15 protein-coding genes and 1 riboswitch are annotated in these 18,509 nt (G+C 48.7%); of the genes, 7 read left to right on the top strand and 8 right to left on the bottom strand.

Features of this window, described 5'->3' with window-relative positions:
- Nucleotides 1-66: 66 nt before the first annotated feature.
- Entirely contained in the window at nt 67-1,086 is a 1,020-nt protein-coding gene (locus tag JNUCC31_RS18340) for an amidase domain-containing protein (protein ID WP_192263125.1), read from the bottom strand.
- Nucleotides 1,087-1,445: 359 nt separating this feature from the next.
- Between JNUCC31_RS18340 and acnA the strand changes: the two genes are divergently transcribed.
- Nucleotides 1,446-4,160, top strand: coding sequence for an aconitate hydratase AcnA (acnA, locus tag JNUCC31_RS18335; protein WP_192263123.1), 2,715 nt, complete (start codon nt 1,446-1,448; stop codon nt 4,158-4,160).
- A 130-nt stretch (nt 4,161-4,290) separates the two neighbouring features.
- Here acnA and JNUCC31_RS18330 read toward each other — a convergent pair whose 3' ends face one another.
- The 5 genes from JNUCC31_RS18330 to JNUCC31_RS18310 form a co-directional block, all read right to left on the bottom strand.
- Nucleotides 4,291-4,503 carry a hypothetical protein gene (locus JNUCC31_RS18330; protein ID WP_192263121.1) on the bottom strand — a complete coding sequence of 71 codons (213 nt, stop codon included), beginning with the start codon at nt 4,501-4,503 and terminating at the stop codon, nt 4,291-4,293.
- Nucleotides 4,504-4,515: 12 nt separating this feature from the next.
- The gene (locus JNUCC31_RS18325; RefSeq protein ID WP_192263119.1) at nt 4,516-5,067 is read right to left on the bottom strand and encodes a VanZ family protein; all 552 of its coding nucleotides are present in this window, start codon (nt 5,065-5,067) and stop codon (nt 4,516-4,518) included.
- A 27-nt stretch (nt 5,068-5,094) separates the two neighbouring features.
- Entirely contained in the window at nt 5,095-5,958 is an 864-nt protein-coding gene (locus JNUCC31_RS18320; protein ID WP_192263117.1) for a M15 family metallopeptidase, read from the bottom strand.
- Between the two features lie 330 nt (nt 5,959-6,288).
- The gene (locus JNUCC31_RS18315) at nt 6,289-7,377 is read right to left on the bottom strand and encodes a HAMP domain-containing sensor histidine kinase (RefSeq protein WP_192263115.1); all 1,089 of its coding nucleotides are present in this window, start codon (nt 7,375-7,377) and stop codon (nt 6,289-6,291) included.
- The gene (locus JNUCC31_RS18310; protein WP_192263113.1) at nt 7,370-8,065 is read right to left on the bottom strand and encodes a response regulator transcription factor; all 696 of its coding nucleotides are present in this window, start codon (nt 8,063-8,065) and stop codon (nt 7,370-7,372) included. The genes JNUCC31_RS18315 and JNUCC31_RS18310 overlap by 8 nt, the downstream gene beginning before the upstream one ends.
- Nucleotides 8,066-8,148: 83 nt before the next feature.
- Here JNUCC31_RS18310 and JNUCC31_RS18305 point away from each other — a divergent pair, with 83 nt between their 5' ends.
- The 4 genes from JNUCC31_RS18305 (at nt 8,149) to JNUCC31_RS18290 (ending at nt 11,605) form a co-directional block, all read left to right on the top strand.
- The gene (locus JNUCC31_RS18305; protein ID WP_192263111.1) at nt 8,149-9,099 is read left to right on the top strand and encodes a helix-turn-helix transcriptional regulator; all 951 of its coding nucleotides are present in this window, start codon (nt 8,149-8,151) and stop codon (nt 9,097-9,099) included.
- A gap of 69 nt (nt 9,100-9,168) precedes the next feature.
- Nucleotides 9,169-9,987 carry a zinc ribbon domain-containing protein gene (locus tag JNUCC31_RS18300; protein WP_192263109.1) on the top strand — a complete coding sequence of 273 codons (819 nt, stop codon included), beginning with the start codon at nt 9,169-9,171 and terminating at the stop codon, nt 9,985-9,987.
- A 543-nt stretch (nt 9,988-10,530) separates the two neighbouring features.
- Entirely contained in the window at nt 10,531-10,698 is a 168-nt protein-coding gene (locus JNUCC31_RS18295; protein WP_017690769.1) for a hypothetical protein, read from the top strand.
- A 217-nt stretch (nt 10,699-10,915) separates the two neighbouring features.
- Complete coding sequence (locus JNUCC31_RS18290; RefSeq protein WP_192263107.1) at nt 10,916-11,605, top strand: hypothetical protein; 690 nt, start codon at nt 10,916-10,918, stop codon at nt 11,603-11,605.
- Nucleotides 11,606-12,338: 733 nt separating this feature from the next.
- Here JNUCC31_RS18290 and thiC read toward each other — a convergent pair.
- Together thiC and JNUCC31_RS18280 are read right to left on the bottom strand one after the other, a co-directional pair.
- Nucleotides 12,339-14,123, bottom strand: coding sequence for a phosphomethylpyrimidine synthase ThiC (thiC, locus tag JNUCC31_RS18285; RefSeq protein ID WP_228469748.1), 1,785 nt, complete (start codon nt 14,121-14,123; stop codon nt 12,339-12,341).
- 366 nt (nt 14,124-14,489) lie between these two features.
- Nucleotides 14,490-14,603: riboswitch (TPP riboswitch) on the bottom strand.
- 119 nt (nt 14,604-14,722) lie between these two features.
- Entirely contained in the window at nt 14,723-15,466 is a 744-nt protein-coding gene (locus JNUCC31_RS18280; RefSeq protein WP_192263105.1) for an IclR family transcriptional regulator, read from the bottom strand.
- Nucleotides 15,467-15,836: 370 nt separating this feature from the next.
- On the opposite strand from JNUCC31_RS18280, the gene JNUCC31_RS18275 reads away from it, so the two are divergent.
- Together JNUCC31_RS18275 and JNUCC31_RS18270 are read left to right on the top strand one after the other, a co-directional pair.
- Entirely contained in the window at nt 15,837-16,865 is a 1,029-nt protein-coding gene (locus tag JNUCC31_RS18275; protein WP_192263103.1) for an alpha/beta hydrolase, read from the top strand.
- A 198-nt stretch (nt 16,866-17,063) separates the two neighbouring features.
- Nucleotides 17,064-18,383, top strand: coding sequence for a Fe-Mn family superoxide dismutase (locus JNUCC31_RS18270; protein ID WP_192263101.1), 1,320 nt, complete (start codon nt 17,064-17,066; stop codon nt 18,381-18,383).
- Nucleotides 18,384-18,509: the final 126 nt, after the last annotated feature.

Genomic DNA, 18,509 nt, shown 5'->3' with positions numbered 1-18,509 from the left:
CTATCTAGACTTATTTTACACGGAAGCGGATGCCCACGTCACCGAATCCCGTAAAATCTTTGGCTCTCAAAACTCATCTGCAATGTGAAAAAGCCGGTACACCGTCCGCTCGTTCCAAGCGTAAGAATCCCGGTAATCCCAAAAACGGTGGCGGCTGCTGACCGTATGTGCATTCACAAGCGGCATGCCCCCCGCATCAAAGGCGGTCACAACGGTACTATGCTGAAACCTGCCATCGCCGTCCCAGTCGTAGAAAATTACATCTCCGAGCATCAATTGCTCGGGACGATCCACTTCTGTGGCAGATAAGCCCCAACTGCTGCCGGATAAATAACGCTCCAGACTATTGGACACTGCCCAGCTGTAACTCCACATTTCCGAGCCATTTACATACCCTTTATACCACCAGCCTGCTTCTCTTTTACCAGTATAGTGGATGGGTGCTCCCCCTGCAAAGATACATTGGGACACATAATTGGTGCAGTCTACCTCGAATTCCTCAAATGCCGGGTTTCCCGCATTCCACCACCGATCTGCGTAGGCGACAGCCAGATCCCTGCGATAACTTTGCTGTCTTGATCTTCTGCCCTGTCCCAGTACTTCCCGGTTAAGGAGCGGCCGATTCATCGCCTGTACAAAATCCGCTTGTTGAAAAGGACGTCCTTCCCCTACCGGACGACGCTCCGGCACTTCACGTTCCACACGTGCAATGGTCCAGACTCCACCTTGCCTAAGAAAGGTCAGACGTTCCCGCTCAATCCGGTCCTCCCGATGGGTCAGGCCGCTCTTCTCATAGAACAGCCTGCTGTACAATTGCACATCCACCACCGATTCATCCGCCCCATCCATAAGTGTCCGCACAAGCTTGGCACTGGTCTCGCTGCGAAGAGGAACGGCCCGCCGCTTACGGTACCATTGGTCCAGTCTGGCCATCCGTTCTCCCCGTTCCAGCACAAATTCCGGATCGGTGACGATCCGTTCACTCGTCTGTGGACGGTAATCGATCTCACAGCGGTTATACTGGTTCACGTAGGTATATAAGGCACTCTTCCATTCGCGTTCCAAGCCTGTGTCCCCCTTTGGCATCCGTTCTGTCTGGAATAATCCATTACATGAATACTCTTTCTACTTATATGAGGGAATTTTCGGTTGTATGTGTCCGGTTGAGTTTGAGGCCTTACAAAAGGGTATAATGCGAACGGAAGGGGTCATGTCCTTCATCTCTTCGGGAAAACGCATTCATAGTTCCAATGGCTTGACTGGGAAGGCAAAAAGCCCTTTACGTACGATGTTGAAAACGGTATACTTAATACTAAAGTTACAATTATGAAATTACGTTTCACCTAATGAAACTCACAAACAGGGACACGGAACGATGAAGGCCTGTTCTTCACCTAAATGAACGTTTTCTTCATCTCACCGACACATTTTAAGGAGGTACATGTATGTCAGCCAAGAATCATTTTTCCGCCGCCCGCAGTCTTGAGGTCGGAGGCAAGTCTTACCGCTACTACAGTCTCGATGCTCTTCAGGAAGGCGGCTACGGCGACCTTTCCAAGCTTCCTTTCTCCATTAAAGTGCTGCTCGAAGCAGCAGTTCGTCAATTCGACGGACGTGCCATTACTGAAGAACATGTGAAACAACTGACCGGCTGGGCAGAAGGCCGTGACAATAACAAGGAAATTCCATTCATTCCTGCTCGTATCGTTCTGCAGGATTTCACCGGTGTACCCGTTGTCGTTGACCTTGCAGCAATGCGCGATACGGTAAAAAAAGCAGGCGGCGATCCAAAACAGATCAATCCGCTTGTACCGGTTGATCTCGTAATTGACCACTCCGTCATGGTCGATGCATTCGGAACCAATGACGCACTGGACTACAACATCAAGGTTGAATTCGAGCGTAACGAAGAGCGTTATCGCTTCCTGCGCTGGGCGCAAACGGCATTCAACAACTTCCGTGCCGTTCCACCATCCACAGGGATCGTTCACCAGGTTAACCTGGAGTATCTGGCTTCCGTGGCTGCCACCAAAACGATTGATGGCGAGACCGTTGTATTCCCGGATTCCCTCGTAGGTACAGACTCCCACACCACCATGATCAACGGACTCGGCGTTGTTGGCTGGGGTGTTGGCGGGATCGAGGCTGAAGCAGGCATGCTGGGCCAACCGCTTTATTTTGTAACACCTGACGTTATCGGTTTCAAATTGACAGGAAGCCTGAGCGAAGGTGCAACCGCAACGGATCTGGCACTCACAGTGACGCAAATGCTGCGTAAAAAAGGCGTTGTTGGTAAATTCGTCGAGTTCTACGGACCAGGCCTTGCCAACATCAGTCTGGCTGACCGTGCAACAGTTGCCAACATGGCACCGGAATACGGCGCAACCATCGGCTTTTTCCCTGTTGATAGCGAAACACTGAACTATATGCGTAATACGGGCCGTACCGACGAACAAGTGGATCTGGTTGAAGCTTATTACAAGGCTCAAGGCATGTTCCGGACTTCCAGCACGGTTGATCCTGAATTTACAGATGTGATTGAACTGGACCTGGCTTCCGTAGTACCAAGTCTCGCAGGACCTAAGCGTCCACAGGATCGCATCGAACTGACTCAAATGAAAGAAAGCTTCAACAGCATCATCCGTACGCCAATCGACAAAGGCGGTTATGGACTGAGCGACGAGAAAATCGCTGAGAAAGTGCCTGTGAAACACCCGGACGGTTCCACTAGCGAACTGACTGCTGGTGCTGTCGTTATCGCGGCAATCACAAGCTGCACTAACACATCTAACCCTAGCGTTATGGTCGGAGCGGGTCTGCTTGCGAAAAAAGCCGTTGAACGTGGTCTGACTAAGCCTGGTTACGTGAAAAGCAGCTTGACTCCAGGTTCCCTCGTGGTTACCGAATATCTCGAAAAAGCAGGTCTGATCGAATACCTCGACAAACTCGGATTCAACGTTGCCGGCTATGGTTGCGCAACTTGCATCGGTAACTCTGGCCCACTGCCAGACGAAGTAAGCGAAGCAATCGCCGAGAACGACATGACGGTAGCGGCTGTATTGTCCGGTAACCGTAACTTTGAAGGCCGTGTGCATGCACAGGTCAAAGCCAACTACCTGGCATCTCCGCCACTCGTTGTGGCGTATGCTCTGGCGGGTACCGTTAATATTGATTTTGCAACCGATCCAATTGGTTATGATACCAACAACGAGCCTGTATTCCTGAAAGACCTCTGGCCTAGCTCCGAGGAAATCAAGGATACCATTGCAAGCTCCCTGAACGCCCAAATGTTCCGCAACAAATACGAGAACGTATTTACAGCTAACGAACGTTGGAATACGATTCCTGTACCGGAAGGCGAATTGTATGAATGGGATCCAAACTCCACGTACATTCAGAATCCACCATTCTTCCAGGAGCTTGGCGACAAGTTGACGGATATTGCAGATATTCGTTCCGCACGTGTCATGGCATTGCTTGCTGATTCCGTAACAACGGATCACATCTCGCCAGCGGGTAATATCGCACCATCCAGTCCGGCTGGACTGTACCTGAAAGAACATGGCGTAGAACGCAAAGACTTCAACTCTTACGGCTCCCGTCGTGGTAACCATGAAGTCATGATGCGCGGTACGTTTGCCAACATTCGTATTCGTAACCAAGTGGCTCCAGGTACCGAAGGTGGTATTACGAAATACCTGCCAACGGACGAAGAAATGTCCATCTACGATGCTTCCATGAAGTATCAGGATGAAGGACAGAACCTGATCGTTATCGCTGGTAAAGAGTATGGTACAGGAAGCTCACGTGACTGGGCGGCAAAAGGAACATTCCTGCTTGGCGTCAAAGCCGTTATCGCAGAAAGCTTCGAGCGTATTCACCGCAGTAACCTGGTAGGCATGGGCGTAATGCCATTGCAATTCCAGGAAGGTCATGGCTGGTCCAGCCTCGGTCTGAACGGACGTGAAACGTACGACATCACAGGTCTGAGCAATGATGTGAAACCGGGTCAAGAGCTGACGGTTACCGTAACTCGTGAGGATGGTACCAAGTTCGACTTCCCTGTTATCGCTCGTCTGGACAGCATGGTTGACGTAGACTACTACCATAACGGTGGTATCCTGCAAACCGTATTGCGTCAAATGATGAAAAAATCTTAATTGCCTTTATATTTAATGCAATTAAGTTATACAGAAAAGCTCTTCGTCACGTGCGTTCTGCACGTGACGAGGAGCTTTTTTAATAGAATGAATATGGGCATGCTTAATGATGTTTGATGCCAACTTCCCTTTAATGTCCAATGTAATGTGAAGCTTGATCCAGTGTTTGAAGTGCGGCCATGACCAGAAACAGACAGGACATTATGATTAATGAGTACCCAATCCATCTGGCGGTGATTTGATTGTTGTTGATTCCATCCTTCGAAGAAGAATGAGTAACGTAGCGCGGACGAACGATAAACACAATACCTGTGCCAATCATTAAAGCAGCCAATAAAATCAAATGCTCCCCTCCTTACACGCGACTCTGGTTAGAATTATACTCTTTTTTCGCGGCAGGAGTGGTTCCACCCACAATCAACCGCTTGATGCCGATAAGCATCGTATACAGAACATACCCAATCATGCCACCAAAGGTGTTCAGCATCAGATCATCCACATCGAATATGCCCATGCCCGTCAATAGCTGTGTTACTTCAAAAGCAAAACTCAAAAGCAAGGAAAGTACAAGTACTTTTGCCCCAGACAACAGCTTGTTCCCCATAAGTACAGGAATGAAGATGCCCAGTGGGATAAAAGCCATGACATTGCCGAGCAAATGGATCGTAGTACCCGGACGATGCAAAGTCAGGCTATGCCAGTCTCTTAAAATTTCCTGAAATGGCGTCAGGTTAACGGTTCGCGTATGAATCAATTCCGGCTGTTGCGCGATCGTCATAAGTTGAATCCAAACGAAGTCCCAATCCATCGTATGCCACTTGAACAGGATCAGTTTGGTTAACAGATATAGATATATAATTAATGCGGCCACCCAAACGATCTTAATATTTAACCCCTTAGGTTTCATAATGAACCTCCGTGTATTTCTTGTTGTTTACTCCTCCACTGTCACGATTACTCCCTTCATGTTGTCTCCCGATATCTCATATTGACCGTGCTCAGGTATGTTGATGGTCTTATCTTTGGATGCTTCATAATATCGTACAAGATAGTGCTCGCCTTCAACTTCAGCGGAAATGCTCTTTTTCTGCTGCAGCAATTCCAGGTACTGCTCCAACACCAGATTATTATGGTACATGATGGCACTATGCGGCAGTCCTACATACCGGAAATGCCATGGTTCGTATTGAATTCCGGTGATGTCCACTTTATCCTTTGGATAACGCAAAACAAAACCGTATTTCCATGCATTTTTCTCTAACCAAGCTCCTTCTGGTGCCTCACTCATGGCAGCCAGAGTGGAGCCTATATCCATGGACAAGCCCAGATTATGTTCACTGTGACCCGCAGGAAGCGCATAATCCGATCCCTTTTCCTCATAAAGCTGCTCCTGTTTCTTAAAATCCCGATAGCCACTGCTAATGATAAAATATCGTACTTCTTCTTCCCCAGCAGCTTCAATCATCTTCTGGAACGCTTGTGCTACATACCGTGACAACATGATATTTTGATCCAGTAAGCCATATCCACGGACCAGCTCTTGTTGTTCAGCCAAATTGACAATGTCGGTTCTAATACCATCCGCATGTACAGGATATTCCGAATTGACCAGTAAAAGATTCCCTTTATGTACTTCATTCTTCATATCCACGCTGATTGTTTCGGTGTACCCCGCTGGAATTTCAACCGTATTCTGAATTTCCACATTCGCTTCTTTTGGCTGTTGAAGCCATGCAGGTGACTTGATCAGAAAATATCCCAATACAATGATACATATCAGAAATCCCCACTTTTTCATTCCATGTTCCTCCTTTACCTCGTATGATCAAGGATAGAGAAAACTAGTTAAAAAAAAGCAGGGCATTTCTAAAGTTTTTCTTAAATTATATAAATTGAACTAAATAATATTTACACTTACCACTCCGATGACAGAACAACCTTCCGATCACGGTTATCCCCAGATTTTTTTGGGTTCCCTTATTCAAAGGAGAAAATCCGGGGATAAAGGCGCAGTGTATGCTTCCGATGCAGCTTTCCTTCAGAAAGCTTTTAGCTCCGCTTCTTCAGGTTATTTCTGTCCTCTCCGTTCTCGTGTAAATGTTTAGTTCAATTTATATAGCCTGTTACTTCATTCTAATGTAGGCAAACGAACTTCAAATACGGTCCGTACCACATCACTTTGGGCCGAGATAGACCCATCATGCTGCTCCACGATATTTTTGGCGATAAACAGGCCCAGACCTGTTCCACCCTCCTGAGGTGTCCGGGCACGATCCCCGGTATAGTACATATCGAAGATATGGGGCAGATCCTCTGGATGAATATGTCCGCCATAGTTCATGACCTGAATGATAACCTGTCCTGCATCACGATGACCATGGATATCTACATAGAGACCGTCCTTGCCGTGACGGGCTGCATTGATTAACAGGTTCTCAAACACGCGCGCAAGCAGCTCTCCATCCCCGGAAATGGTTAGTTCGGAATCGATATGAAGACGGGTGACCAGGCGATTTTTTTCAAAAACGGGGTACAGCTCTTCGTTCATCTGCCTCAGCAGTTCACTAAGATCAAGTCTCTTTTTCTCAATCGGCAACATGCCATAGTTCATTCTGGTAATTTCAAACAAATCATCAATCAGTTTCTCCAAACGCTGGGATTTGGTAAACGCAATGGATGTGAAGTGCCTAACCTGCTCCTCCGTTAGTTGATCATCTTTCACTAGCAGATCCAGATAACCCAATACGGAAGTTAACGGGGTTCGCAGATCATGCGCCAGGTTTACTACCAGCTGGTCCTTGCTGTTCTCGGCAAAATCTCCTCGTTCTACTGCTTCCCTCAGTTTCTGACTCGCCAGATTTATATCCTCCGCAATAGCGCCCAGCTCATCCTTCGTCGAAATCTGCACGCGGTGCTGGAAGTCCCCACTGGCGAGATGCCGAATCCCCGTAGAAATGTCTTTGAAATAAGTGACATAAGGCTTGGTAAACCAGAAGAAAAATAGGATGGCAAGCGGAATGAACAAGATGAGGAAAAAGTAGATATCCCCTATACTTCTCATAAAATGGCGATACTCTGCGAGCGGATCTTCTGCGCGAACACCCATGTAATAGTATTGCATCAGCTTATATACACCAAAGGTAATCGCGCCAGACGCCAGCATGCTTAAACCAAGCAACAGAATCATGGTCGTTCGGAAACTTCTGCGTTTATTCATTGAACGTGTACCCCACACCCCAGATCGTTTTGATAAACTTGTTCTTGTCCACATCTTCCCCCAGCTTCTTGCGCAGGGTCCGAATATGAACCATAACGGTATTACCGCTCTCGTAATAAGCCTCTCCCCATACCTGTTCAAAGATGCTCTCCGCACTGAACACCTGTTTGGGATGGCTCGCGAGCAGATACAGGATGTCGAACTCCTTCGGTGTTAACTCTACTGGTTTGCTGTACAGGGTGACACTATGCTGATCTGGAGAGATAATAAGCCCGCCTTTTTCCAGAATAGAGCGTTGGACCGGTGCAGACTGGCTGAATTGAAGTGAACGGCGCAGCTGGGAATTCACCCGGGCAACCAGTTCCATCGGGTTGAATGGCTTGGTCATATAATCATCCGCACCCATCACGAGTCCGGTGATCTTATCCATATCGGAAGTTTTGGCACTCAGAAAAATGATAGGCAAGTGGTAGTGCTCCCGAATTTTACGGGTGACCTCATAACCATCCATACCAGGCATCATGATATCCAAAATGGCTAAATCTATCGCTTGTGTCTGCACAGCTTGGACCGCCGCTTTCCCATCGAATGCCTTAATGATGTGATATCCTTCTTTTTGCAAGTGCAACGCAACCAGATCTGCGATCTCAATTTCATCATCTGCGATCAAAATCGTAATACGCTTCATTGCTTATTCCACTCCTATATGTGATGCTCAACAATATAACATATCTGAATCCAACTTATAAATGATTGAAAGGAATCCAATATATGAAACTGGACCGTTTATTAGCTATCGTCGTGCTGCTGATCAATCGTGGTCGGGTACAAGCCAAGGATTTGGCGGACACGTTTGAAGTATCCATCCGCACCATCTACCGGGATATAGACACACTGGGTCAGGCGGGTATTCCTGTCGTCACCTATCAGGGTGCAAGCGGCGGTATTGGCCTTGCAGAAGGCTACCGGCTTGACCGGAATGTACTGACCGACAAGGATCTGGCCTCTATTGTCACTGCGTTACGCAGTGTCTCCACTTCCCATACGAATGTGGCACGGGACTTGTTGATGGAGAAACTCAGCAGTATCGTGCCTGAAGCCAAGAATGAGGATTTTCAGGCCAATACCAGCCGCTTCATTGTGGATTATTCGATGTGGACGCATCCCGAAGCGCTGCAAATCAAGCTTCAGCTCATTGAGCAGGGCATGGATCAACTGCGGCCTATCACATTTACCTATTGCAGTGCCGAGGGTACCCAGACCCATCGAACGACCGATCCGCATACCCTTGTGCTCAAAAAACATTCCTGGTACCTCTATGCGTTCTGTCACGACCGCAACGAGTTCCGCATGTTCAAGCTGGTCCGTATGCGAGACGTTACCCTTGCACAAGGGAGCTTCGAACGCAAGCCGATTAACCTGCAGGACAAGCCTTGGCAGCAGGATTGGGCTACTCCGTGTAATAAGGTGGCCCTGAGCCTGAGATTCCATGCCCGTATCCGCCACATCGCAGAGGAATGGTTTGGCATAGAAAACGTCGTTTCAGATGGTGAGGGATATTATATCAGCCAGGTCGCATTTCCGGAGGACAACTGGCTGTATGGGTTCATTCTTGGATTTGGTGCAGATGTCGAAGTACTGGAGCCTCTGCATATTCGAGAGGAGATTCGTAGAATCGCTGAACAGATTGTGCAAAATTATAAAGTTCCTCCCCTAACCTGACAGACAGATGTCCAGTTCCTCCCGTTATACTTTTACTATATCCAAGCTGTACATAACGAGGAGGAATTGATGATGAACGTCACCGTATGCCAAAGCTGCGGAATGCCGCTTACTACCCCCGCCCAATTCGGAACAGAAGCGGATGGTAATGCAACCCGCGAATACTGTATCTATTGTTACAAAGAGGGCAAGTTCGAGCAGCCCGATATTACGCTGGAGGGCATGATTGAAATGTGCACCGCCATTCTGGACCAGGAAGGTATGGACGAGGAATCCGCAAGGTCAATGCTGCGCAACCAACTCCCTTTTTTGAAAAGATGGAATACGTCTGCCTCTGAACAGAATGCATTTTCGGCAGAAAATTCAAATGAGCCTGCTCATCCCGGTCGGCTAGATGGCGATAACACTCTATCTGCCCAACCAGTGAGGTATGTCACACTGCCAGGGAAACGCCTTGCAGGTGTGTCCGCGAGAACAACCAATGCCATTGAGATGAGTGGTAAAGGCTGTATTCAGGGACTCTGGAACAGCTACTTCGCTTCAGATCATCAGCCAGCCCCTGAAGCGGCCCGTTATGGCTGTTACGCAGACTATACGGATGGTATAAATGGAGAATACACCATATTGGTGGGGCATGAGGTAGATCCGGAAGAAACATTGCCTGAGGGAGTGAATTCCGTTGAGCTGCCGCCTGCGACGTATGCAGTGTTCACCTCCAGAAAGGGACCGATGGCCGAAGTTGTAGGTGAAGCCTGGGGTGCGGTCTGGGCCTGGAACAATCAGGGGGAGCGCACGTTTACCGGCGATTTCGAATTGTATGATGAGCGGAGTCTCGATCCTGAGAACGTACAAGTAGATCTGTATATTGCTGTTCGGCAAGAACAATAAGAAAAAAGTGATTATGTTCATTTCTTCATTCCAATTGGACCGTTTCAATCTATATTTCAGCAATTGAATACCGTTCACTGGATTTATGCAAAATGTTGTTAGGCTGTCAGGTTTTCCTGGCGGCTTTTTGCCATACTACGTGATCTCCCCTTCGAAAATTGCCCTAATTATGCACCCGACAACCGACCATGGTACCAAGTTAGTTAGCTTGCGTCGTACCTATGCAGCCAGACAATAGGTCTTAATTTCGACACCATTGGCATTATCAAAACTGGGTCTATTCACTTAACAACCGCTTCTATCCTCCCATAAGAAACCTCACATATGCAGTCCTTTCCTCCTGAATTTCCCCAAAAACGTTTACATCTCACCAATACGGGGTAAAATCACTACAATCCAATTGGAATTACACCTTAAGTTGCCTGTTTCGTCTAACAAGTCACATATACCTATTTGCGTAAAAGGGACGATAACTCGCCAGAATACATAATCTATCAAAAATCACATATGCATATTCGAGAATGCATTAAAGGAGGAACCAAGATGATCCGCATGCCTATTCAGCAAATGATCCCGTACCACCACCAGTATCCGCGCAACACGGCGACCACTGCTCCCAAAAAGGAGAATGAGAACACTCAAGGTCTATCCTTTCATGAAATTCTGCAGCAAAAAATGGCTAAAAAGAATGCTTCCCCTTCACTGCGATAAATGAAATGAGGAGCGAATTCATACTCGCTTCCTGTATATTCACCGTTCTTCTGCGAAGTTGCGGATGAACGGTTATTCGCGTTTTCAGTTTAATTGCTGTTACATCTGCATTGTACATATGTACAGTCTATTGTCACATCTCTATAAACCTCTATAATGGGTTAAATATTTGCGGCACTTATTGAGACAACATAATCCATTTCAGGGGGAAAATACGATGATGACCATCGCCTGTTTTCACGCTCATTATTCCAACATTGCTCTGATTGAAGAGGCACTCGCTCCTTATGAGGTTGAACTCGTACACTATGTCGATCCGGGTCTGGATCGCCTCAAACATGACGCTGATTTCACTGAGGCAGTTACACATGAGAAAGTATCACAGACGCTGCAATGGATCGCACACTGTCATGCCGACGCCATCCTCGTCACTTGCACCCTGTTTGCGGCCGTACTTGGGCAGGAGGCACAGCATGTTCCCGTCCTCGTGGTTGGCATTGATGATCCATTACTTCAGGAAATGAAACGGGTACCGGGGAGATTCATATTGGCGTTTACCAACCCTGCAACGATTGAAGGAACGATGGCGCGGGTGAATCAGGCATTGCAGCAAAATGATGAACATGAGCAGCTGCACGAGGCCGTGACCATGGGGACTGAAGCGGTGCTGATCCCAGGGACATTTGAGTTAATTATGCGAGGCGATAAGGAAGGCTATCTAGCGGCGGTGAGTGCTGGATTACAGCAAATTGCTGAGCAGTTCCCTACTAAAAGGGTAATCGCTGCTCAACTGTCCATGGCTCCCGCAGCGGCGCGTGTCACCGCAGACGCAGGCATGTTGATCTATAGTCCATTGACTTCGCTTGCGGCGTATTTGGAGAAGAATTTGAACATAATTCGGCGTTAATGTTGAGCGGTAAGTGCGTATGAGCGGTGCGTCGATATAAAAACTGATTTTCCAGACTGCTTATATCGGTAACGCCACGCCAAAGATCAGTCAGTGATGCGACATCTCATCTGAAGAACTTGTTCCAGAAGTTCTCTTGCTCTAGATTGGAGCAAAAACTCTAACGAAACCAGCCCGTCTTATTAGCAGAATTATCGTGATCTGCTAAGTTTAACGAACCTGAGCCACCTTAATGGGGTCCAGACATGCGATTTCAGTACAGCAGGACGTGCATCTCAAGAAATAACGTTTCTGTGACTCGTTAAATCGCAGATCTGTTGAAATTACGGCAAATAGCGTGTGCTCGGTTCGTTAGGGGCTGCCTGTTCGCAATGTTAATTATTGCACTCCTGACATACATAGACCGTAAAAAAGAAGTGACCCGCCACAGGTTGAGGGCCTGACGGGTCACTTCGTCTTAAGATGCTGTAATTGGAGGAATACCCATCGCAAATGCTGTGCAGGAGTAGCCATTGGCCTGACTACTCTTATTTGTTTTTACTTATATTCATATTATTATGCATCTGTTAGACAATCAACCTATAACTGATAAACATATATTGAGTCGCACTTCTTGTTCTTTAAGAGTAAGTGTGCGCACCACGTACCCAAGTTAAAGCCGCTCTTCTCCGCGATCACGGAGAGGAACGGCTTTTCACTATGTCAGGCTGTCCAGATTGCGTTGTAACGACGCCTAGGAGCGTGTCCGGTATTCCTCTGCCTTTTCCTGCATGCCCGCAACCACGGCCTCATTCTCGGACAGTCCCTTGTCCACGGCAAAGGCACGAATATCTTGCGTTATACGCATGCTGCAAAATTTTGGCCCGCACATGGAGCAGAAATGGGCTTCCTTGGCCCCTTCGGCTGGCAGCGTCTCATCATGATAGGACAGCGCTCGTTCCGGGTCCAGTGACAGGTTGAACTGATCCCGCCAGCGGAACTCAAACCGTGCCTTGGACAGCGCATCGTCCCGACGCTGGGCACGCGGGTGGCCTTTCGCGAGATCGGCGGCATGAGCAGCGATCTTGTAGGCAATAACCCCTTCCCGTACATCATCCTTGTTGGGCAGGCCCAGATGTTCTTTTGGCGTAACATAACAGAGCATCGATGTGCCGAACCAGCCGATCATCGCTGCACCAATCGCTGAGGTAATGTGGTCATATCCTGGTGCAATATCGGTCGTCAGCGGTCCCAGCGTATAGAACGGCGCCTCCTTGCAGATCTCCATTTGCAGATCGACATTCTCCTTAATCTTGTGCATCGGCACATGTCCCGGACCTTCGATCATCACCTGCACATCATGCTTCCAGGCAACCTGCGTGAGTTCACCAAGCGTAGCCAGTTCAGCCATCTGGGCTTCATCATTGGCATCGTAGATGCTTCCCGGGCGCAGTCCGTCCCCTAGAGAGAACGCCACGTCATACCTTTTCATAATTTCACAGATTTCTTCAAAGTGGGTATACAAAAAATTCTCCTGATGATGCGCAAGGCACCATGCTGCCATAATGGACCCACCCCGTGACACAATGCCGGTCATCCGTTTGGCGGTCATTGGAATATATCGCAGCAGCACGCCGGCATGAATCGTAAAATAGTCCACGCCCTGCTCTGCCTGCTCGATGAGCGTGTCTCGATACAACTCCCAGGTCAGTGCTTCAGCTTCGCCATTGACCTTCTCCAGCGCTTGATAGAGCGGCACCGTGCCAATCGGCACAGGTGAATTGCGGATGATCCATTCCCGGGTAGTGTGAATGTCTCGACCTGTGGACAGGTCCATCACCGTGTCCGAGCCCCAGCGCACGGCCCATGTCATCTTCTCCACCTCTTCCTCGATGGAGGAGGATACAGCAGAATTTCCGATGTTAGCGTTGATCTTCACGTGAAAATGACGCCCGATCAGCATCGGCTCACTCTCCGGATGATTGATGTTCGACGGCAGGATGGCCCTGCCACTCGCCAGCTCCTGCCGCACAAACTCCGGCTCCACCCCTTCACGAATGGCGGCGAACTCCATCTCAGGGGTGATCATTCCCTGCCTTGCATAATGCATCTGGGTCACGCAGCGCCCAGCCTGTCCCCGCAGCGGTTTACCACGCAAGCCCGGATACTCCTCGGCTCCAGCTCGCTTCCCGCCCGGTTTCAATCCGTTATCCTCCGGTTTTACCATTCGTCCCTGGTAGGCCTCAACATCTTGACGCTCCGTAATCCAGCGGGTACGCAGCGCGGGCAACCCTGCCCGGATATCGGCATGAAATCCGGGATCAGTCATTGGTCCGCTCGTATCGTAGACACGCAGCGGCTCGTTATGCTCCACCCCTTGGGGAGTATTCGTGTCATGAAGGGCTATTTCACGCTCCGGTACAGCAATGTCCGGTCGTGAGCCCTGAATGTACACTTTGCGGCTGCCCGGGAAGGGCTGAACCCGTCCGGCCGCACCTGTACTCTTTTCCAACGGCTGATCCTGCTCGTCTTGTCCCATCGTTCTGTTCTCTGTACTCATCGCTCTTGTCTCCTCCTCATTGGTAATCGACTGGATTGATAGCTCTGCGCACAGTCCTGGATCATCCACAACACAGAAAAAGAAAGAGCGGTCATACACCAGAAGATAAGGACATCACATTCCAAGTAATACAGACATTCGGGGCAAAAAAAACTTCCTCCCCAACGCTCGCCAACCACTCTTGGCACTTGTCCAAAAAGCAGCTCTGGTATCGTCTTCCGCCTGTATACGGTATATAAAAAAGCCGGTTCCCAAGGGAACCGGCCTATGTCCATCACCACTCATGCAACTCATTCAGGCTCCAGAGCGGAGTCCATCCATAAGTCACATATGTGGTGTTCGTGGTCGTATCGCCGATTACTTCCCTACGCTGGTATGATCCAGATCAGGTGCAAAGGGTCCGGAATCTCATGCGATTCCGTCTCAGTCCGGACAATTCGGACTCCCCCAGTAACGTTAACAAGTTGCAGCATATACGCTGCAGATCCATATTCAGTTATGCTGGCCTGTGAGGCCGTCCATTACAGAGTAGCGTATCGAAATAAAAAAGACAACCTTTATATTCCAGAAATCTGAAATCAGGACAGCATAAGTCCCATCTGTGTGGCAGCTTCCTTCAACACAGGTGCATATTCGTGCAAGGTCTTCTGGGACAGGCGGCTAACTGGGCCGGATAACGACAAGGCGGCAGCGATATTACCTCTGCGGTCCATAATAGGGACAGATACGGCTGCTGCTCCCGGCTCACGTTCCTCATAACTCGTTGCGTATCCATGTTCACGAATGTCACCCATCTGTGCAAGATACACTTTGGGATCGATAAATACAGGCCATTCCGGCCCATTCATCAGATCTTCACGGTCCTCTTCGGTCGCAAAAGCCATCAGCACTTTGCTGGACGCTCCCACGGATAGCGGCAGCCTCACTCCCACCGGAGCCACACGGCGAATCGCTTGATCACTCTGCACGGCTTGAATCCGAATCCGCTCACTGCCATCACGCAAATACAAACTCACCGTTTCGCCCAGCCGATCTCTTAGCCGCTCCATCGCAGGAAGGAGCAGAATGGCTGGATCATCGCTTCGAGACATATGTGCAGACAGCTCCCATATACGTATGCCGAGTCGATACTTCTCGGTTGCTGCATCACGGATGACGAATCCTCGTTCCTCCAAAGTTGCCATCAGACGGTGGACTGTACTTTTGTGCAGACCGATCTGGCTGGCAATTTCCGTGAGTCCCAGATCACTACGGGTTGTAAAACATAATAATATATCCAGCGCCCGTTCTACAGCCCGGACGGTTAACTTGCGGTCTTCCATGGATGTTATCCTCCTCATGTTTCATCACATGAAACTCGGTTACATAAATTATATGAGAAACGGTCTCATCTGTAAACCAAAAGCGCCAATATGGAATAGGGAGAAGTGTAAATATTTTCTTTTTATAAATATAAATCCCCTGCAATTTGCACCCTTAGGAAATGTTAACCATATATCTTCAGAACTATATAACAATTGCGTAACAAATGCCTCCAATCAATTGACTTTGACTATATTGGAACATACGATAAAGATATATTAAATTCAGATTTTGCTTCATAAGTAGTCAGAAAAATCATTTATCATTATCATTTATCCGCTCTGTTCGTCTCGTTGTTATCTTCATTTGATTTTAAAAGGAGGGGCAATCATGTATCAGACATCCCAGAGCGAAGCCCCGCTGCAAACGAAAGTGTCCGATCTGCCCTCTTCGTTATCACCGAGGCTGATCCGGTTCAAACATATTGTCGTGGCGTTATTGCTCTCCGTTGTATTTTTTCTGCTCTTTTGTTTCATTGCACTACACGGGTATATTGCCTGGGTATTATCCAATCCAACTGTGGCGCCCGTCTTCTCCAATCCCATGCAGGCCAAGAACATGAAGTATCAAGACATCACGTTCCCGGCAGCTGACGGCAGTCGAACGATGCAGGGCTGGTATATCCCAGCTGACAATAATGCGAACAAAACGATCATATTCAGCCATGGATATGGTGCGAATCGTGAGGAAACCTGGGTTCCGATGTATGATCTGGCCCATTATGCTCACCAGCTCGGATTTAATGTGGTGATGTTCGATTATGGCTTCGCCTCCCAGGTGAACAAGGCCGTCGCTACAGGAGGTAAAGCCGAGTCCCAGCAGCTGCTTGGTGCCATTCAATTTGCCAAGCAGCGCGGAGCTCAGGAACTTGTCGTATGGGGCTTCTCCATGGGTGCCGGTACGGCCCTCCAGACTGGACTTATTACCAAAGATGTGGATGCGATGATTCTGGACAGCACATTCCTGCTGGAGCCGGATACACTGTACCACAACATCCATAATCAGATTGATCTGCCGCGTCAGCCTACGCTGGAGATTATGAACCTGCTGTTCCCGATTCTGAACGGAACCGGATTGCAGCAAATTCCGTATCAGGAAGTGAAAAAAGAAGATTATCCTTTCCCGATCTTCTTCATCCATGGTACCGAGGACGAGAAAGCCCCTTACCCTATTGCGGAGCTGCTCGCTGCCAACCAGACCAATCCGTATTCCGATGAGTGGATTGTGGACGATGCGCATCATGAGCTGATCTTCCGGGAGCATCCGAAGGAATATCTGCGCCGTGTCTCCACATTCCTGAGTCATGTGACGAAGACAAGCAGCGATGATGTGGATAATACCAATAGCGGAGAATCGTGATGATTCGGTAATTGAAGAGCCCTTAGGGGCTCTTTTTTTTATGTACACATAGGACAACATGCCGGGAGAATATACTCTTGGGACGTAATTAAAGACAGCTCTAGCTTGTACATTAAAATGGAGCGAACCGGGCTAGCCAATTTTATTTCTGCTGTTGGGTCTGAATTTGAATTCAATTTGAATGGAGGTTCACCGTATATGAATTGGTATGGATATGGGCATCTGCTGCCTCTGCGGGTACTCGAAGAGATCCGTTTCTGGAAAGAGCAGGAGAAGGAGCATACGATCGTTTTGCGAGCACTGGTTCCTGAGCTTGAGTCCTCTTATGTCAAGCTGCTTGAAGAATGGGAGGCTACCTTTGCAAATAGTGAGCGAACGGCAAATCAACTGCTGAAGCAGCTCCTGCCAGGAACTCACCCTCCAGCCCCCTACATCATCCGCTGCATCGAACAACTGATCGCCGCCTCCTGCTCACAGTCACGGGAGTTCATTAGACAGTTGTATGTCCTGCTGGAGCAAAGTACCGCCGTGCAGGCTGTGCCACTCGCCAAAGTGGTTCTCCTGCATTTCATTCGCGAATCCGAGTATTTCCTGGGGGTGCTCGATACGCTGAAGCAGCCTGGAGTTATGCGGGATTTGGCGGCTGACCCATCTTTTTCACTGGATCAGATTCTTCAAACCTCGGGGTACCCGTCAGAACCCAATCTACAGAAGTTCCCGCCATACGAGTCTGGGCAGTCCAATCGTGAAGCAACGGAAGATCCTTCGCCTACCGTTGGAAAATTGAACCCTCATCCATCGGAGCAGGCACAATCATCTGCGGCTGTTCAGTCTGGTCTTCCAACTACAGAGGGTTCATCCACCTCTTCGACAGCGCCGGTCAAGGAGAAGCCTGTTCCCATCGGTGGACACACTCTCCCTCCCCTGCCCTATGCTTATAACGCCCTTGAGCCCCATATTGATGAGATGACGATGCGCATTCACCATGACAAGCACCATCAATCCTACGTGGACGGACTGAACACCGCAGAGAAAAAACTGGCGGAATCGCGGAAAAAGAATAACTTCGAACTCATCAAACATTGGGAACGTGAACTCGCCTTTAATGGTGCAGGCCACTACCTGCATACGATCTTCTGGACGGTCATGAATCCCAAGGGTGGAGGCAAACCCTCCGGTATGCTCTCAGAGCAGATCAAGCGGGATTTCGGCAGCTATGAAGCGTTCAAAAATCAATTCACCGAAGCTGCCAACAAAGTGGAAGGCGGTGGCTGGGCCATGCTGGTCTGGAGCCCACGGGCGCACAGATTGGAGATTCTGCAGGCGGAGAAACACCAGAACCTGTCCCAATCCGACATCGTCCCACTCTTACCACTCGATGTATGGGAGCATGCCTATTACCTGAAACACCAAAATGAACGAAAAAAATATATTGAGAACTGGTGGAATGTCGTGTACTGGCCTGCTGTGGCAGAACGTTACGAGACCGCACGCAAGCTGTTGTGGCCGCCTTACTGAGAATTAAACATTCGGAAATATGCCAAAAAAGAGATATCTTTCAGCCGGATGACTGAAAGGTATCTCTTATATTGAAACTCGCAAAAAAAAGCAAGCCTCTTGATCCAAGAAGACTTGCTTGTATCA

The sequence above is a fragment of the Paenibacillus sp. JNUCC-31 genome (assembly GCF_014844075.1).
GTDB lineage: Bacteria > Bacillota > Bacilli > Paenibacillales > Paenibacillaceae > Paenibacillus.
This window is presented reverse-complemented; position numbering and strand designations above follow the sequence as displayed.

What these genes read in the sequence shown, in the direction of transcription:
- JNUCC31_RS18340 (WP_192263125.1), bottom strand. Translation starts at nt 1,086, where the DNA reads ATGCCAAAGGGGGACACAGGCTTGGAACGCGAATGGAAGAGTGCCTTA.
- acnA (WP_192263123.1), top strand. Translation starts at nt 1,446, where the DNA reads ATGTCAGCCAAGAATCATTTTTCCGCCGCCCGCAGTCTTGAGGTCGGA.
- JNUCC31_RS18325 (WP_192263119.1), bottom strand. Translation starts at nt 5,067, where the DNA reads ATGAAACCTAAGGGGTTAAATATTAAGATCGTTTGGGTGGCCGCATTA.
- JNUCC31_RS18320 (WP_192263117.1), bottom strand. Translation starts at nt 5,958, where the DNA reads ATGAAAAAGTGGGGATTTCTGATATGTATCATTGTATTGGGATATTTT.
- JNUCC31_RS18315 (WP_192263115.1), bottom strand. Translation starts at nt 7,377, where the DNA reads ATGAATAAACGCAGAAGTTTCCGAACGACCATGATTCTGTTGCTTGGT.
- JNUCC31_RS18310 (WP_192263113.1), bottom strand. Translation starts at nt 8,065, where the DNA reads ATGAAGCGTATTACGATTTTGATCGCAGATGATGAAATTGAGATCGCA.
- JNUCC31_RS18305 (WP_192263111.1), top strand. Translation starts at nt 8,149, where the DNA reads ATGAAACTGGACCGTTTATTAGCTATCGTCGTGCTGCTGATCAATCGT.
- JNUCC31_RS18300 (WP_192263109.1), top strand. Translation starts at nt 9,169, where the DNA reads ATGATGAACGTCACCGTATGCCAAAGCTGCGGAATGCCGCTTACTACC.
- JNUCC31_RS18295 (WP_017690769.1), top strand. Translation starts at nt 10,531, where the DNA reads ATGATCCGCATGCCTATTCAGCAAATGATCCCGTACCACCACCAGTAT.
- JNUCC31_RS18290 (WP_192263107.1), top strand. Translation starts at nt 10,916, where the DNA reads ATGATGACCATCGCCTGTTTTCACGCTCATTATTCCAACATTGCTCTG.
- thiC (WP_228469748.1), bottom strand. Translation starts at nt 14,123, where the DNA reads ATGGGACAAGACGAGCAGGATCAGCCGTTGGAAAAGAGTACAGGTGCG.
- JNUCC31_RS18280 (WP_192263105.1), bottom strand. Translation starts at nt 15,466, where the DNA reads ATGGAAGACCGCAAGTTAACCGTCCGGGCTGTAGAACGGGCGCTGGAT.
- JNUCC31_RS18275 (WP_192263103.1), top strand. Translation starts at nt 15,837, where the DNA reads ATGTATCAGACATCCCAGAGCGAAGCCCCGCTGCAAACGAAAGTGTCC.
- JNUCC31_RS18270 (WP_192263101.1), top strand. Translation starts at nt 17,064, where the DNA reads ATGAATTGGTATGGATATGGGCATCTGCTGCCTCTGCGGGTACTCGAA.